The following is a 17,137-nucleotide window of genomic DNA, read 5'->3' on the forward strand; positions in this document are numbered from 1 at the left end:
ATTATTTTTTATCCTTTAAGGCATCCTCCATCCGCTTAATCATTGTATCCAGTACTTTAAGACGGGCATATTTTTTATTATTGGCCTCGACGACTGTCCACGGAGCAATCGTCGTATCCGTCTTATAAAGCATTTCGTTAACAGCATCGACATAGGCATCCCATTTGTCGCGGTTGCGCCAGTCTTCGGCCGTAATCTTCCATGTCTTATTCGGATCGTTTTCACGGGCCTGGAACCGTTTATACTGTTCGTCCTTATCAATCTGCATCCAGAATTTCTGAACAATGATGCCCTGCTTGACCCATTGTGCTTCCATATCATTGATTTCTTTGTAGGCCATCTTCCAGTCCACAACAGGCGTAAAACGCTCCACGCGTTCCACCAGAACGCGGCCGTACCAGGTGCGGTCAAAAACTGCGAGTTCACCCGGCTTCGGAAGCTTCGTCCAGAACCGCCACAGGTAATGATACTGCTTTTCCAGGTCCGAAGGAGCGCTGACAGGGTTTACGCGGTAGCCCAGAGGATCAAGCGGTGCTACCAGACGTTTAATGGCACCGCCTTTACCACCGGCATCCCAGCCCTCAAAACCGACGATAGTAGAAATACCACGCTTATAGAGCTCAAACTGCAGCTCAGCAATGCGTTTATGGTATTTTTTTAACTTTTCATCGTAGTCTTTTTCGTCAACTTCCTGGTAACAGCAGTAACGACCGAGGATATCCGGAATCGTCGGATCCGGCGCATAAGACAGGATATCTTTCTTTTTCTCTTCAAGATTAAACTTCAGGGCCTTTTCCAATTCGGCAATGAGTACATCCATCACGTCACAAATCCCGGCCCGACGGTCCTCCATGGACACAATGTGCCAGGGTGCGATCATCGTATTCGTCTCTACCAGCATTTTTTCATAGACGTCACGATAGGATTCATAGTCGAGACCTTCGACTCCCCCCGGTGTCAGTTCTTCCCAGCGACTCGCTGTATCATCTTCTGCTTTGGCAATATTCTTTTCCTGCTGCTTCTTGGTAATCTGAGTAAAAATCTTGATGATTTTATAACCGCCGCTCACCAGTTCCTGTTCAAATGCGTTAATTTCAGTAAACGGGACATGGTACCATTCGGAAGCTTCATCAGGATCACCTACATCATGCTCATTCCGCAGGAAATACCAGGCACGATGGTGAATGGCAATCTGCCCTTTGGCAGGCAGTTCTTTCCAAAACTGCGTAAAGAAGGGCATTTTCTTTTGCTCTTCCGTCGTCTTCGAGGCAGAAAATACACGGTAACTGCGGGGGTCCAAAGCCGAAATGACCTTACTCACAAGAAGACTGCGGTAAGCGCCGCGGAATCCTTCAAACAAGATGATGACCGGGATTTTAGCTTCCCGAATGGACCGCTGTAAAAATCCCAGGCGGGCACTTTGTTCATCAAACTTTTTGGCATACTCTTCTTTGTTTAATTTTTTTGAGGTGTCAATCATATCCAGCATCGCTATCCGACCCTTCTGCTTAAAATAAAAAGTCGCTTTTCAAATGCATTACTGTGTATCGTATAATTATACCATGCTGAGGCAGAGTGTGTACAATAATTGAGACGAAAAGATAAAAAGGCAGCCTTGGGCATTTAGTTGTGGCAGGGGATAGTGGATAGTGAATAGTGGATAGTGGATAGTGGATAGTTAGGGGTTAGTACTGTAGCGCGGGCAGATTGTTGGGTAAATAACAGAGCAGATAGCAGTCCGCAGTTAGCTGCAGTTAGCAAAACCTACGGCAGTGGGATACGTCCTTCGGTCACTTCGTTTTCCCTCCTTCCGACTGCGTGGAAGGAGGAGATAGAGGAACATCAAATTTCCGTAGGAAATTTACTTATAAAAATAACCGGATAAGACAGCCTTCCGACTATCTTATCCGGTTTTGTTCCTCTTACTGCTGCAGGAATCCTTTTACGAGCGCGTTGATCTTCTGACCGGATGCACGGCCATGGGTCTGAGCCATAACTCTTCCCATTACCTTGCCCATATCTTTCATGGACTTTGCACCAACGGCAGCAATCACGTCCTTAACAATGGCTTCCAATTCATCGTCGCTCAGTGGCTTCGGCAGGTAATTTTTGAGGATTTCAATTTCCTGCTGATTTTTTTCCACGAGGTCAGGACGGTTAGCGTCCTTGATTTCAGCGATGGTGTCTTCTCTCTGCTTGACTTCCTTCATGAGGACAGCAATGACGGCATCATCATTCAGTGTAGTCTTTTCATCAATCTCTTTGTTACGGATTGCAGCCCAGGCCATGCGAAGTACAGCCAGCTTAAGTTTACCGGCCTCTCTCTCTTTCATGGCGGTCTTCATATCCGTCTGCAGGAGTTCTCTTAAAGCCACTCGTAACACCCCAAACTTAATTATCTGGATTTACGTTTTCTGGCAGCTTCGGACTTTTTCTTACGTCTTACGCTGGGTTTTTCGTAGTGCTCGCGTTTTCTTACTTCGCTCAGCACGCCAGCCTTCTGCGTAGCACGCTTGAAACGACGAAGAGCGCTATCGATAGATTCAGTTTTGCCAACTCTGATCTCAGTCATCTATATCCCTCCCTCCACGTCTCTTTAGGGAAGTGTTGTTGAAAATTAACACCTAGCCATTATACCGTAGAAAGCGGGTTTCTGTCAATATTTTAGGCAAAGACAGCATGCGCCTTTTTGCTGATTTCACATACTGTTCTGAATGAAACTAAAAGCTCAGCACGGAGGCCAGCCTAATACTTTGCCGCCTAAAATATGGACATGCAGGTGCGGTACTGTTTGCCCGCCGTCTTTTCCGAAATTAATTACGACACGGAAGCCGCTTTCCTTGATACCAAGCTTCGTCGTAATTTCATCCAGTTTGGATTGGATATAGACAAGAATGTCAGGTGAAGCTGTCAGGATGCTTTCCGTATGTTCTTTCGGAATGACCAGTACATGGACCGGAGCGCCAGGGTTCAGGTCATTGATGACGATGATCTTATCATCTTCATAGACTTTCTTGGACGGAATTTCTCCGGACACGATTTTGCAGAATACACAATCACTCATGGGTTTCACCTCCGGTTTCATCTTTTATATTATATCACCCTTGAGACCGTCCTCAAATAGGTTTTCTAAATGAACCTGGGTGATTTTACCCTCAATATCTTCCCGCGGCGTATCGCAGTAAACACGGACATAGCCTGGCGTAAAGCCTTCCCAGTAACCGGCCTCGTTACGGCGTTCCCAAAGGACCGTGGAATCAAGACCGACAATGCTTTCCCGGTAGGCTTTGTTGCCCTTGGCATCGATAACTTCCAGGCGGTGTACGCGGTTCTGCTTTTCCTTATTGGACAACTGTTCCTTCATGGCCGCAGCCGGAGTCCCCTGCCTGCGGGAATAGGGGAAGATGTGGATTTTGCTGAAGCCGCATTCCTCACAAAAATGCAGGGACGCTTCAAAATCTTCTTCGGTTTCCCCGGGGAAACCGACAATCACATCGGTCGTAATAGCGACATGCGGCACACGCGCGCGGATATTTTTCAGCAAAGAAGCAAATTTGGCCGTGTCATAAGGCCGGTGCATGTTCTTGAGAGTCTTATCACATCCGGCCTGCAGCGGCAGATGCAGATGCGCACAAAGACGATGGTCTTTCATCATGAGGTCAAGAAGCGCGTCCTCTACTTCCACCGATTCAAGGGAACCGAGGCGGATTCTTGCTACATCGGGAACGGAGAGAGCGGCCTTTACTGCGTCGGAAAGACGCGGTCCGCCAGGATTTTCTTTGCCGTAACAGCCAAGATGAATACCTATCAGCACGATTTCCTTATACCCTTCGTCAGTGAGTCTCTGCACTTCGCGGCGAATGCTCTCAAGGGAACGGGAACGCAGGTGCCCTCTGGCATAGGGAATGATGCAGTAAGCACAGTACTGATCGCAGCCTTCCTGGATTTTGAGAAATGCGCGGTCGCGGCTTTCATCGACGGCAGCTTCCATATCTTCAAAGGCGCGCCCTTTCGGCAGTTCCTGCACATCATTGTACGGTGCTGCGCTGTCATCTTTCAAACGTGATTCCACAAGCTCTACAATCCGCTTCCGGTCCTGTGTCCCTACCATGAGATCTACACCTTCAAGTGACGCTACTTCATCCGGTGCCGTCTGAGGATAACATCCGGTCACGACGATAAGGGGCTTGGGGTTCCGTTTAGCTGTCCGGCGAATCATGCGGCGGGATTTCCCCTGCCCCACATTTGTAACCACACAGGTATTGATTAAGCAGATATCGGAGGGTTCATCAAAGGGCACAATCGTATAGCCGGCTTCCTGGAAAAGTTTTTCCATGGAAGCGGTATCTGATTGATTGACTTTGCACCCGAGCGTATAAAAGCTGATTCTTTTCATATTTTTGATGTTAACCTCCAAGATTTCCTGTTTCGTACATGATTGCTGTGAGCGCAGCAAGTGCCGCGGTCTCGGTCCGCATGATGCGGGGTCCGAGACTTACTGAAATAAAGCCCAGTTCCAGGGCCAGTGTATATTCATCTTTCGCGATGCCGCCTTCCGGACCAATGACAAAAGCGACGGACTTTGCCCCTTTATGAGCGACAAGTTCCTCGCGGATGCCTCTCGTATCTTCCACTTCGTACGGCATGAGTTTTAAATCAGCCGAAGAACTGCGCATAATCGTCTCAAGTTTTTCCGGAGGATACACCACCGGGATAATATCCCTTTTACTTTGCTTAGCGGCGGCTTCAGCAATTTTCTGCCAGCGTTCCGTTTTTTTAGCGGCGCGCTGCGGATCAAGACGCACGACAGAGTGCGCCATCACAGCAGGGCGAATCTCCGTCACACCCAGTTCAATGGCCTTCTGAATAACCCACTCCAGCTTATCCTGCTTGGGCAGTCCCTGAATCAGTGTGACTTTGACATCCGGCTCATGATTGAGTTTCAGTTTATGATCCAGAGCGATTGATACCGTTTTATCCTGAAAACCGGTAATCTTCATGACTGCGGCCACCTGGTCAAGACTCACAATCTGCAGTGCCTCGCCCACTTTCATGCGCAGCACATGAGTAATATGATGGGCATCAGGTCCTGTAATCTGCATCGTGTCAGCAAAAGGTTCGGTTAAGAAGAAACGGTACACGTTACTGTTCCTTTCTCATGGTAATAGCGGTCCAGCCGGCACGACGGCGCACGTCGGTCACGACAAGTCCCTTTTCCGCAGCAGCCTTCCTGACATCCTCAAAGCGTTCTTCAATGACACCGGAAGCAAGGAATGTCCCGTCCGGACGGAGCTTCTGAATGACTTCCGGCAAGACGGCAATGATGATATCCGCAATGATATTAGCGACAATCAAATCGGCCTGCCCTTCCGTACCGTCGAGCAAATTGCCCTGACGTACATCAATAGCATCTGACAAGTGATTCTGGGTAATATTTTCTTTGGCAACTTCCACGGCCTTTTCATCAATATCGACAGCATGGACAGAACGTGCTCCCATGAGAGCTGCTGTCATAGCGAGGATTCCGCTCCCTGTTCCCACGTCAAAGACGTCGGAATCAGGAGTGACAAGTTCCTGCAGCCGTTCGATGCACATGCTGGTCGTAGCGTGCGTACCGGTTCCAAAAGCCATACCCGGATCCAGGGCAATAATCTTTTCTCCTTCTTTAGGTTCGTACTTTTCCCAGCTCGGTTTGATGACGATGGATTTACCAATCTTTGTCGTGTGGAAATACTGCTTCCACTGATTCGCCCAATCCTCTTCGCTTACTTCCCGAAACAGTGTCGGACCGAAGCGGAATTTGCCGATGCGCTGCTCAATGGTCTTAAGTCCTGCCTCAATCGTATCAAGGCGTTTTGTAAGAACGTCGTTTTTGGGGTAATAGGCCGTCACAGTGACTACCTCGGTATTGGTTTGCGCCGGAATATCGCATAGTTCCCAGGTAGCACTTTCACGCAGCTGGTTAAGCAGCAGCGGGTCTTCAATCTCCACCCCGTTGCGGGCACCCGTATCGCGCAGCAGTTCTGCCACAGCTTCTACGGCTTCGTGAGTCACTTTCACGCTGACTTGCAGCCATTTATCCATAAAAAGTCATCCTTTCAGTCTTTATATAAGCTTACCTATTATAACACAGGAGGTATTAGATGAGAAACCTGCCGCCAGCGACCCGCGAAAAAGGGACTATGAAACAATGATTTTGCATTGTTTCACAGTCCCTTTTTATTATTTAAAAAAGTCTTTCACTTTATTAATAAAACTCTTTTCTTCCGGGTTGATATTACTCCCGCTGGCTTCTGCGAATTTACGCAGTGCATCCTTCTGGGATGCACTCAGCCGCGTCGGTACCACCACTTTGATTTTGACCATCTGGTCGCCCTTTACGCCGGTTCTAAGGTTCGGGATACCCTTGCCCTTGATCCGCATAACGGTATTAGGCTGCGTGCCTTCACGAATCTTGATGGTCGTCTGACCATACAGCGTAGGCACCTTGATTTCATCGCCCAGTGTAGCCTGCACAATACTGATTGGTACTTCGCACAGTACGGTTGTGCCTTCCCGTTCGAAGAACTTATGCGGTTTAACGTACAAGTACACATACAAATCGCCCGGACGGCCTCCGCGGATACCCGCTTCGCCTTCCCCGCCGACACGCAGACGTGAACCATTATCCACGCCGGCAGGAATCTTCACGGTCAGTTCACGTTTCTTCTTTACGCGGCCTGTACCGTGGCACTTATGGCAAGGATTGGTGACAATCTTACCAGTCCCATGGCAGCGGGAACACGTTCTCACATTGACAACCTGACCAAAGAGAGAGTTCTGGGTGACACGAATCTGGCCCGTACCATGGCAGTCAGGGCAGGTTTCCGGATGACTGCCCGGAGCAGCACCAGTGCCGTGGCATTCGTCGCATTCCTCTTCACGGTTCAGCTTAACCTTCTTCTCCGTACCGAATGCGGCTTCCTCAAAGGTAATTTCCATATCCATACGCAGATCGGAACCCTGTTTAGGGCCATTATCCGGTCTGGACGTACGGCCGCCGGCTCCGCCGAAGAACATGTTGAAAATATCATCCATGCCTTCGCCGCCAAACGGGTTGCCGCTGAAACCGCCCTGGAACCCACCGAAGGGATTCCCGCCGGCACCGGGTCCCCCGTTTTGGAAAGCAGCCTGACCATACTGGTCATAAGCCGCTCTCTTCTGCGGGTCGCTCAGTACCTGATAAGCTTCATTGGCTTCCTTAAATTTCTCGGCTGCCTCAGGATTATCCTTGTTCAAGTCGGGATGATACTTCCGTGCCAGCTTGTGATAGGCTTTTTTCAATTCATCGGGTGTAGCGTTTTTATCTACGCCAAGCACCTCATAGTAATCTCTTTTCTCTGCCATCAGTATCTCCCTCTAGGAAAGGTTATTTCTTATCGTCATCAACGACTTCAGCGTCTACGACGTTGTCATCGTCTTTCTTGCTCTGCGTATCTGCGCTGCTGCCGGCACCGGCATTCTGCTGAGCACCTGCATTAGCATTCTGAGCCTGGGTACGCTTGTAGAGTTCGGTAGAAAGTTCATACAGCGGTTTCTGCAGAGCTTCGGTATCAGCCTTGATCTTGGCCGTATCTTCGCTCTTCATGGTTTCCTTCAGAGCCTTCACTGCATCCTGAACCTTGGCAATCTTGTCGTCCAGGCCCTTGCCCTGAGTATCCTTGATGGTCTTTTCAGCCTGATAAATCAGCGTATCAGCCTGGTTCTTGGCATCAGCAGCATCCTTACGTTTCTTATCGGCAGCTTCGTTAGCCTGTGCTTCCTTCACCATCTTATCGACTTCTTCCTTGCTCAGGCTGCCGGAAGAAGTAATGGTAATCTTCTGTTCCTTACCGGTACCCAAATCCTTAGCGGATACATTAACGATACCGTTGGCATCAATATCGAAAGCAACTTCGATTTGAGGCACTCCACGCGGAGCAGCCGGAATACCGCTCAGTTCGAAACGGCCCAACGTCTTGTTGTCAGCGGCCATTTCACGTTCGCCCTGCAGTACATGAATGTCTACAGAAGGCTGGTTATCGGTAGCCGTGGAGAAAATCTGTTTCTTGGAAGTAGGAATCGTGGTGTTACGGTCAATAATCTTCGTGAAGACACCGCCCATGGTTTCAATACCGAGGGACAGCGGCGTAACATCAAGGAGCAGTACGTCTTTGACATCACCGGCAAGTACACCAGCCTGAATAGCAGCACCCATAGCTACGCATTCATCCGGGTTTACACCGTGAGCCGGTTCCTTACCAAGCACTCTCTTGATAGCTTCCTGAACAGCAGGAATACGGGAAGAACCACCAACGAGCAGGATCTTATCGATGTCGTTAACAGTCATCTTAGCATCGGACAGAGCCTTGTTTACGCAGGTAATCGTGCGGTCAACGAGGTCACTGGTCATTTCATCGAACTTAGCACGGGTCAGGTCCATATCGAGGTGCTGAGGGCCATCGGCGCCGGCAGAAATGTACGGCAGGTTAATGTTGGTGCTCATCATGCTGGAAAGTTCGATCTTAGCTTTTTCAGCTGCTTCACGAACTCTCTGCATTGCCATCTTATCCTGAGTCAGGTCAATGCCATGGCTCTTCTTGAATTCATCGGTCATCCAGTTCATAATGCGCTGATCGAAGTCATCGCCGCCCAGATGCGTATCACCGTTGGTGGATTTAACTTCAAACACGCCGTCACCGAGTTCAAGGATAGAAACATCGAACGTGCCGCCGCCAAGGTCGAATACCAGGACGGTCTTATCATCGGATTTATCAATACCATAAGCCAGAGCTGCAGCCGTCGGTTCGTTGATGATACGTTTTACATCAAGACCTGCAATACGGCCGGCATCCTTGGTAGCCTGACGCTGGGAATCGTTGAAGTAAGCAGGAACCGTGATAACAGCTTCCGTTACTTTTTCGCCCAGATAGCGTTCTGCATCGCCTTTCATCTTTTCCAGGATCATTGCGGAAATCTGTTCCGGCGTATAATCCTTGCCATCAATCGTTACGGTGTATTTCGTACCCATATGACGTTTAATGGAGCTGATCGTTCTTTCCGGGTTGGATACAGCCTGGCGTTTTGCCAGCTGGCCGACCAGTCTTTCACCATTCTTCGTGAAAGCAACAACAGACGGGGTCAGACGACCGCCTTCCTGCGTGGTGATAACGGTAGGTTCGCCGCCTTCCATTACTGCCACTACGGAGTTCGTCGTACCTAAGTCAATACCTATAATCTTGGACATAATCAATTCCTCCTAAATACATCATTTAAATTCTTACACTACAGTCAAACTATAGAAAATTTTCATTAGTTACGGACAACGCGCACCTTGGAATGACGAATAATGTCATCCCCGATCTTGTAGCCTTTTTCAAGGACAAGGTCAATGCTTTCATCCGGCAGATCCGGATTGTTGCCCTGCATCACCGCTTCATGGAACTGAGGATCGAATTGCTGTCCCTGTGCGGGGATTTCTTCGATATTCAGTGTCTTCAGCGCTTTTTCAAACTGCTTGTGAATCTTGCCCATGCCTTCGGCAACGGTTTTTCCGTCCGGATTCTTTTCCATGCTGGCTTCTGCTCTTTCAAAGTTGTCCAGCACTTTCAGGAATTCACGGGCTACATTCGCCGTGACAAAACGGCCGAGCCTTTCACGTTCTTCATTATTGCGTCTCCGAAAGTTGTCGAAATCGGCCTGAAGTCTCATAAGACGATTCGTCAGTTCTTCGATTTGCTGCTTCTGGGAAGCAATTTCGGCATCGCGCGGATCCGCTTCTTCCTTGGTTTCTTCCTTGGTTTCTGCTTCCTGCTGCTTCGTCTCTGTATCCTGCGTGGCTGCTTTTTCCTGAGCTGCGCCGGATTCCGGTTCCGCGGCAGGTTCCTTTTTCAGGTCTTCCGCATCTGCCTGGGGAGTAGCCGTTTCAGCTGCATTTTTTACTTCTTCTTCCACCATACGTCCTCCCTACTTTTCGTCTATTTTTTTCATTACAACTTTTAAATAATGATGTAAATACTCCATCACAGATATAACCTTACGGTATTCCATCCGTGTCGGGCCGAGTACCGCCAGCGTTCCGACAACTTGTCCATTCAGACGATATGTCGCCTGGATCATACTGCAGTCCTTGATGCCGGAAAACTTGTTCTCGCTGCCAATCGTTACCTTGAGGCCCGAATTCTTGCCTGCCATCAGCATATCCTTCAGGATTTGTTCTTCTTCGAGAACGCCCAGCAGCTCCTTCATCCTTTCCGGTTCCTTGAACTCAGGCTGATTGAGAATCTGTTTTGTTCCGCCAAGGAACATCTTGTTCTCACTCTGTGAATCCTGAACTTTCTTGATTCCTTTGATGATGGAGGAGTAAAGCCGGTCATCCCTGGCCACGCTGTTTCTGAGGTCGGTAAGCAGCGAGGAATCAATTTCACTCAGCTTTTTACCGTTCAGTTTGTTCGTGACCCGTTCAGCCAGTTGTTCCAGTTCCAGCGAGGTCATCCCCGCAGGAATCTGAATCACACCATGATCCACATTACCCTCTTCCGTCACAATACACAGGATTGCCTGATGTTCGTTCAGCGGAAGAAACCGCATGTAAGAGAACACGCAGTCGCTGTCCTTATTGGCAAGCACGACGGATACGTTCTTACTCATGCGGGACAGGATTTTGGCCGTCGATTGAAAAATATCATCAATCGTGTGGACTCGTTCCCGATACAAGCTGTTAATCAGTGCCACATCATTCGGTGACAGCATAAGCGGACCCGCAAGGGAATCCACATACAGCCGGTAAGCCGCGGCCGAAGGAACACGTCCGGCTGAAGTGTGAGGCTGTTCCAGGTAGCCTAACAGCTCCAGGTCAGACATCTCGTTACGAATGGTCGCGGGGCTGATTCCCAGATTATACTTTCTGGCAATGGTTCGAGACCCTACAGGCTCGGCCGTTTCAATATAATCGTCAATGATTAACTGAAGAATTTTCTTTTGTCGGTCAGTCAGCACTGTAATCATCTCTTTCCTCGATTATTAGCACTCGTAACTTGGGAGTGCTAACATCTAATGGTAAAGATACACCTCTTTAGTCAAATTGTCAATACTTTATCATAAAAATTATTAAAGATATATTTTTTTTTGGAAAAACGCTTTCCGCAGCCCTCTGTCCACATTCCGCCCGAGAAAGAAAAATGACTTTTCATTAAACTAAACCGTCAGGTTGGGTATTCCTTTGGGACCTCCTTCTACGCAGTCGGAAGGAGGAGGCCACGAAGTGGCGGAAGATAGTACCGATCTAATGTTAAACGCCATAAACAAAAGGCTAAAAGCTCCTTTTTAAAATAAAACCTGAAATTCAGGTTATCAGCTAAATTTCAGGTTTTATATCATAATCTTATTTGAATCAAAAGCTTTAACACTCTTTTGCAGACGAAGCCAAATGCCAAAAGCGCTTTTTATTTTTCACAGTTTTTTTCGCTGGCCGGCGCTTAAGAGATTCTCACCTTACGGAATCTTCCGTCGTAATAAAGGCCTCAAAGGCAAGGTTTCCGTACTGCATGCCTAGGGACGTCAGATGGAAATAGTGGTTCTCCAGGGTTCCCCAGCCTTTCCGGATCAAATCCTTCAGAACTGTCTCGTAATCCTTTTCAAAGCGTCTCCCAAAACGAGCTTCGTAAGTATCAAGAGAAAGACCTCTCGCCATCCGGAGATTCATAAAAATCATCTCTTCGCGGATGGTCTCCGGTGAAAGTTGTTCCACGAGCGGCGGCTCTCTCTTTTCGTAAGCCACAAGAGAAACAGGATTGGTCTCGCGTCTTGATCCGTTGAAGCGTGTGGCGCCTGCCCCGAAAGCCATATAAGGTTCGTAGCGCCAGTAAATTTGATTATGCCTTGACTCCTCGCCCGGCATGGCAAAATTAGAGATTTCATACCGCTCATAGCCTGCTTCAGGGAGATACTTCATAATATAGTCGTACATGGCACCGCTCACGTCCTCTGATGGAAGAATCCACTCCCCTTTTTGAAGACGATGGGAAAGAAGTGTCCCCTCCTCGACAGACAGTCCATAAATAGAGATATGCGTCGGATGCAGCGCCACGAGTTCAGACAGAGATGCGGCCACACTTTGCAACGTCTGCGTCGGAAAGCCATAGATAAGGTCGCACGTAAGGCGTTTAAATCCGGCATTCTGACTTTCGAGAATGACCTTTTTAGCTTCTTCTGCTGTATGGGTACGCCCCATGAGCTGAAGTTCGCCGTCTACAAGGGATTCAACGCCGAGACTTAAGCGGTCAATGCCAAGGCTGCGAAGTCCTTTCAAATATGACTCATCGACAGAACCGGGATTGGCCTCGAAAGTTACTTCCCGTGGATGATTCCAAAAGCCGCGCTGCTTCAAGGCATCAATAACAGCGGCCACTTCCTCAAGAGAAAGGAGACTTGGCGTGCCACCGCCAAAATAAATCGTAGCACCTTTTTGCACAGGCAGATCGGGCTCGAAGGACTCGATTTCCCGAATAAGGGTCTTCACATATTGCTTCCGTGCCTTCTCCCCCTGCCCCTGATATGCCGTAAAATCACAATAACTGCACTTGTGCCGGCAGAATGGGATGTGGATGTATGTTCCCTGGTAGACTTGCCATGGATGCATGATGTGACCCCTTCCTTAATAATCTTGTCCTATTTTAGCACGACTTAAGGCATCTGGGAAAAAATGGATTCATTTTCGCAAACTATGGCAGTTAGAGATAGCAGGTAGCCGTTAGCCGATGGCTTTTTGCATTTAGCCTTGCCTTCAACGTGTGATTTGAATGCTCATGCTGTCTAGCCGGCAAAAAAAATATGCGGCATGCATCTAAATAAAAAAAGAAACCGTCCCCTTCAATAATCTCAAAGAGGACGGTCCTTTTGTTAGAGGTTTTTGCCTGATTACAGGCGCATTGCAAACATCAGTTATTTAATGAACTTTACGTGCTTGCTGATTTCTTCGTAAGCTTCTTCAGCTCTCTTGCGGTAAATCTTCTTATTTTCTTCAAAGAGGTTGTTGCCTTTCGTGTCGATAGCTACAATCAGCGGACCAAGGTTTTCAACTTCACTGGTCCACAGGGTTTCCGGCATGCCCAGGTCTTCCCACTTGCGGTCAATGATTTTCTTGAAGTTTACGGCACTGACTACAGCGCATCCTGCAGGGAATACGCAGAAAATGCATTTATTCTTCATGCAGCCTTCACGCGTGCCTTCACCCATACCGCCTTTACCGACAATCAGTTTAACACCAGTCTGTTCGATGAATTCTTTTTCGAATTTTTCCATTCTCATGGACGTGGTCGGCCCAATGGAAACCATTTCGAACTTATCTTTTTCACCGGGAATCGGGCGCACAATCGGGCCTGCGTGGAAAATGGCGCCGCCTTTGAGGTCAACCGGCAGTTCGCGTTTTTCTTCGATCAGGCGGCGGTGTGCCACGTCGCGGCAGGTCGTGATATGACCGGTCAGGTACACAATGTCACCAATCTTCAGGTTTTCAATATCTTCACTTTTAATCGGCGTATGCAGTACAACGTTTGCCATTAGAATTCAGCTCCTTTATGCGTAGTCACAGTGTAGTTGAGGTCCTTATCGAAAATGATGTGGCCGCGGCGATGGTTCCAGCAGCCGATATTCACAGCTACGCCGATAGCGGACGGATGGCGTGCCGTATTTACGATATTGACTCCGAGAACGGAAGCAGAACCGGTCATACCTTGAGGCCCAAGACCCATCTTGTTGATGCCCTCTTCCAGCAGTCTTTCCATTTCAGCAGCACGGGCATTCTCGTTATGAGAGCCGATAGGACGCATCAGAGCCAGTTTGGAGTTCAGGGCAGCCGTTTCTACGGAAGTAGCCACGCCGACGCCCACGAGGAACGGAGGGCAGGCATTCGGTCCATAGTTGACCATTCTTTCCAGAACGAACTTAGTAACGCCTTCATAGCCTTCACCGGGCATCAGGACCATAGCATGACCCGGAAGGGTGCAGCCGCCGCCAGCCTGGTAGGTATAGATTTCGCAGGCATCAGAGTGCGGAACGATATCCCAGAAAATGCTCGGGGTGCCTTTGCCGACGTTCTTGCCGGTATTGTATTCATCGAAGGTTTCAACACTGTTGTGACGCAGCGGAGTCTTAATGGTCGTATCGATGACAGCTTCACGCAGCAGCCCGGCCAGATCATCAATCAGCGGGAACTTGGTGCCGCATTTGATGAAGAACTGCAGCACGCCCGTATCCTGGCAGGACGGTCTGTTCAGTTCTTTTGCCAGTTTCATATTCTTGGCATACGTTTCATAAAGCAGTTTGGCAATGGGAACAGTTTCCTTGGAAGCCAGTTCCTTCAGTTTAGCTTCCACATCATCCGGCAGTACTTTTGCCGTGTACCCGATAAAGCGGGACATAATATCGGTCATTTTCTTTACTTGTTCTTCATGGGACATAATGAAATCCTCCTTGCAGAAAATCTAGTTGTTGTAAGTACAGACCTGATTGCTAAACATCAGGGATAGAACGGGAAAATCAGCGGCAGTAAAATCATACTAACGACATAGCATACAATAATCAGTGGTAATCCTGCTTTGACATAATCATTGAAGTTGTATCCGCCGGGAGCAAAGACCATCATGTTGGCCGGCATACCAATCGGGGTTGCAAAGGCCAGGGAAGCACCAATGATGGTAGCTACAATCACAGCCTTCGGATCGGCACCCATACCTTCGGAAATGTTGAGACTGATTGGGATGAGCAGTGCTGCCGTAGCAAAGTTACTCATAAAGTTCGTCATGATGCAGGACAATCCAAGCACCACAGCCAGGAGAAGCATCGGGGAAGCACTGCTGCCCATAGCTCCGATTACGGTAGAAGCAATCATCTTGCCTGCACCCGTCTTGGCCAGTGCCTTTGCTACAGCAAGGGTACCGCCGTATACGAAGAGCGTCTGCAAGTCGATGGAAGCATATGCATCTTTTTCACTGATAACACCAGCTGCTACCAAAATAATAGCACCAATGCAGCCGGAAATGTAGAACTTAACGCCAATCTGTTTTTCAAAAATCATGGCCAGAATGGTCAGTACCATGACAATGAGGGAAGCCTTCTGTTTCCAGGCAGGCACGTCCGAAAAATCCTTTTCCTTGTCGTAAATCGATTCGCCGCCGTTGCGGGCACCGCTCGGCAGGAAACGATAACCGACGGTAACAAAGAAGATGATGCCGGCAATCAGAAGCGGAAGACCGACCATACCGTATTCAAAGAAGCTGACGTCGGAGCCGATACCCTGCAGAGCCGCTTTACCGAGCAGATTACCAGGAGCACCGATAATGGAAAGGTTACCGCCCAGAGCCGCTGCGAAAATTAGCGGCAGCAGCAAACGGGAACGGGAAAATCCGGATTTTGCGGCGGTACCGATGACAACCGGAATCAGAACGGCTGCCGTACCGGTGTTGGACAGGAATCCGCTCATCAGACCCGTAACCAGCATGACTGCGGCAATCAGTTCGCGTTCCGTATGTGCAAACTTGGTAACGATGCCGCCGACCTTATTGGCCATGCCTGTTTCAAAGAAGCAGCCGCCGATGATAAACATGGCAACAAACAAAATCAAGTTGTTGTCTACGAAACCGGCGAAAGCTTCTTTCGGAGTAAGTACCCCGGTCATGATCAAAAGGATCAAGGCAATCATGGAGGTCACTGCCAGAGGAATCTTTTCCCAGACGAACATGACAATGACGAAAAGTAAGATAGCAAGTGTAATGGATATCGGTGTCATTTGTAACCCTCCTGTCAGTTCAAACATCCAATAATGTTGATATTTGATATGTTATCCATTTCTTGTCTATACTATATCCTTTGATCAAATATCTGTCAATATCTAAGTTAGAGTTTTCTCGTTTTTGGCTACATCTCGTAAATACAGGTTTTTTTATTCTTTATTTTTTCTGTATTTTGTAAACTTTTTTGTTAAATTTTTACCTTTTCTGCTTGGAAAATTTTATCCATTTTATGTCCTATTTATCCATTATTTTAAAATAAATGGATAAATTTCGCATTTTTGGATAAAAATAGGTTAGAAGTCATGAGTATCGGGTTATGAGTCACCGTGCCGGCTGCAAAGAGAAAAGGCTGCGAAACAGTAAACAGTCACTGTTTCACAGCCTTATTCTTCTCTATTTTATTTTTTTAATCCCTTATAGTTGGTAAGCAAGTCATTCATGCTCCGCACCATATGCGCTTTCATGAGTTTTCTTGCCTTTTCAGAATTATGCTCACGAATGGCTTCCATGATTCCCTCATGTTCCCGGCTGGACACCATGGCGTATTCTTGTTCCGACACCAGATACCCCAGGGACAGGCCATTCCACATGCCGGCAAGGAGCTGCTCCAGTTTGGGATTATCGGCAGCCTCCCAGATTGCCATGTGAAAACTTTCATTGTACCGCTTGTATTCGGGGAATCTTTTTTCAGCGAGAATCTGTTTCATCTCCGCATAGACCTGTTCGATTCCGGATATATCCGTTCCCGGACGGGCAGCAAGTGCTGCTGCTTCCGATTCAAGAAGCGCACGCACCGCATAGTGGTCGCGAATATTTTTTTCCGTCATACCAAGTACGACAGCGCCCTTATTGGGGCGCAGGAGAACAAGTCCCTGGCTTGCCAGCATCTGCAGGGCCTCTCTGACCGGCATGGAAGAAACGCCCATTTGCCGGGCTGTTCCTTCAAGGGTCAGGACGGTACCCTCCTTGATTTCCTGGCGCAGGATTGCACGCCGCAAATAGGCGGCCACGCGCTCCCGGGCAGGGAGAAGATGAACCCTTGGCAAAGCAGCATTTTCCTTATTTTTTTCCCTGCCTGCCTGATTTTTATTCAATGACCCGGCCACCACAATATGGCGGTTATTCATTTTTTCCACGACGCCTTCCGTTAAGAGCTTATTCAAAGCCTCGCGGACCGGCATCCGGGAGACACCGTAAAACTCTGCCAGCTCTACCTGTTTCAGTTCGGTTCCCGGTGCTAATTCCCCACTCTTGATTCTTGCCTTGATGGCTTCTGCGATCTGCTCCTGGGCAGGCGGCCTTTTTGCACTTTGTCTATCCATGAATGA

General features: G+C 48.4%; 16 protein-coding genes. All 16 read right to left on the bottom strand.

What is annotated here, in order from left to right; translation table 11 throughout:
- Position 1 precedes the first annotated feature (1 nt).
- Complete coding sequence (locus tag LKE33_10435; protein ID MCH3951335.1) at positions 2–1,489, bottom strand: phosphate--AMP phosphotransferase; 1,488 nt, start codon at positions 1,487–1,489, stop codon at positions 2–4.
- Between the two features lie 433 nt (positions 1,490–1,922).
- Positions 1,923–2,375, bottom strand: a complete 453-nt coding sequence (locus tag LKE33_10440) for a GatB/YqeY domain-containing protein (GenBank protein MCH3951336.1) — start codon at positions 2,373–2,375, stop codon at positions 1,923–1,925.
- Between the two features lie 20 nt (positions 2,376–2,395).
- Positions 2,396–2,572, bottom strand: coding sequence for a 30S ribosomal protein S21 (gene rpsU / locus LKE33_10445; protein MCH3951337.1), 177 nt, complete (start codon positions 2,570–2,572; stop codon positions 2,396–2,398).
- Positions 2,573–2,728: 156 nt separating this feature from the next.
- Positions 2,729–3,064: a histidine triad nucleotide-binding protein gene (locus tag LKE33_10450; protein MCH3951338.1), complete on the bottom strand. Its 336-nt coding sequence runs from the start codon at positions 3,062–3,064 to the stop codon at positions 2,729–2,731.
- Between the two features lie 24 nt (positions 3,065–3,088).
- Positions 3,089–4,396: a tRNA (N(6)-L-threonylcarbamoyladenosine(37)-C(2))-methylthiotransferase MtaB gene (gene mtaB, locus LKE33_10455; protein MCH3951339.1), complete on the bottom strand. Its 1,308-nt coding sequence runs from the start codon at positions 4,394–4,396 to the stop codon at positions 3,089–3,091.
- A gap of 10 nt (positions 4,397–4,406) precedes the next feature.
- Positions 4,407–5,141, bottom strand: coding sequence for a 16S rRNA (uracil(1498)-N(3))-methyltransferase (locus LKE33_10460; protein ID MCH3951340.1), 735 nt, complete (start codon positions 5,139–5,141; stop codon positions 4,407–4,409).
- 1 nt (position 5,142) lies between these two features.
- Positions 5,143–6,084 (bottom strand): 50S ribosomal protein L11 methyltransferase, encoded by a 942-nt coding sequence (gene prmA / locus LKE33_10465; GenBank protein MCH3951341.1) that lies wholly within the window; start codon positions 6,082–6,084, stop codon positions 5,143–5,145.
- A gap of 138 nt (positions 6,085–6,222) precedes the next feature.
- The gene (dnaJ, locus tag LKE33_10470; GenBank protein MCH3951342.1) at positions 6,223–7,386 is read right to left on the bottom strand and encodes a molecular chaperone DnaJ; all 1,164 of its coding nucleotides are present in this window, start codon (positions 7,384–7,386) and stop codon (positions 6,223–6,225) included.
- A gap of 22 nt (positions 7,387–7,408) precedes the next feature.
- Positions 7,409–9,265 (bottom strand): molecular chaperone DnaK, encoded by a 1,857-nt coding sequence (dnaK, locus tag LKE33_10475; GenBank protein MCH3951343.1) that lies wholly within the window; start codon positions 9,263–9,265, stop codon positions 7,409–7,411.
- 65 nt (positions 9,266–9,330) lie between these two features.
- Complete coding sequence (grpE, locus tag LKE33_10480) at positions 9,331–9,975, bottom strand: nucleotide exchange factor GrpE (GenBank protein MCH3951344.1); 645 nt, start codon at positions 9,973–9,975, stop codon at positions 9,331–9,333.
- Between the two features lie 9 nt (positions 9,976–9,984).
- Entirely contained in the window at positions 9,985–11,025 is a 1,041-nt protein-coding gene (gene hrcA, locus LKE33_10485; GenBank protein MCH3951345.1) for a heat-inducible transcriptional repressor HrcA, read from the bottom strand.
- A gap of 481 nt (positions 11,026–11,506) precedes the next feature.
- Complete coding sequence (hemW, locus tag LKE33_10490; GenBank protein ID MCH3951346.1) at positions 11,507–12,658, bottom strand: radical SAM family heme chaperone HemW; 1,152 nt, start codon at positions 12,656–12,658, stop codon at positions 11,507–11,509.
- A 302-nt stretch (positions 12,659–12,960) separates the two neighbouring features.
- Positions 12,961–13,578 (bottom strand): L(+)-tartrate dehydratase subunit beta, encoded by a 618-nt coding sequence (gene ttdB / locus LKE33_10495; protein MCH3951347.1) that lies wholly within the window; start codon positions 13,576–13,578, stop codon positions 12,961–12,963.
- Positions 13,578–14,477, bottom strand: a complete 900-nt coding sequence (gene ttdA / locus LKE33_10500) for a L(+)-tartrate dehydratase subunit alpha (GenBank protein ID MCH3951348.1) — start codon at positions 14,475–14,477, stop codon at positions 13,578–13,580. Before ttdA ends, ttdB begins: the two co-directional genes overlap by 1 nt.
- A 59-nt stretch (positions 14,478–14,536) precedes the next feature.
- Positions 14,537–15,805, bottom strand: coding sequence for an SLC13 family permease (locus LKE33_10505; protein ID MCH3951349.1), 1,269 nt, complete (start codon positions 15,803–15,805; stop codon positions 14,537–14,539).
- 402 nt (positions 15,806–16,207) lie between these two features.
- Positions 16,208–17,131, bottom strand: coding sequence for a GntR family transcriptional regulator (locus LKE33_10510; GenBank protein ID MCH3951350.1), 924 nt, complete (start codon positions 17,129–17,131; stop codon positions 16,208–16,210).
- Between the last annotated feature and the right edge of the window lie 6 nt (positions 17,132–17,137).

The organism is Acidaminococcus sp. (assembly GCA_022482815.1).
Classification (GTDB): Bacteria; Bacillota; Negativicutes; order Acidaminococcales; family Acidaminococcaceae; genus Acidaminococcus.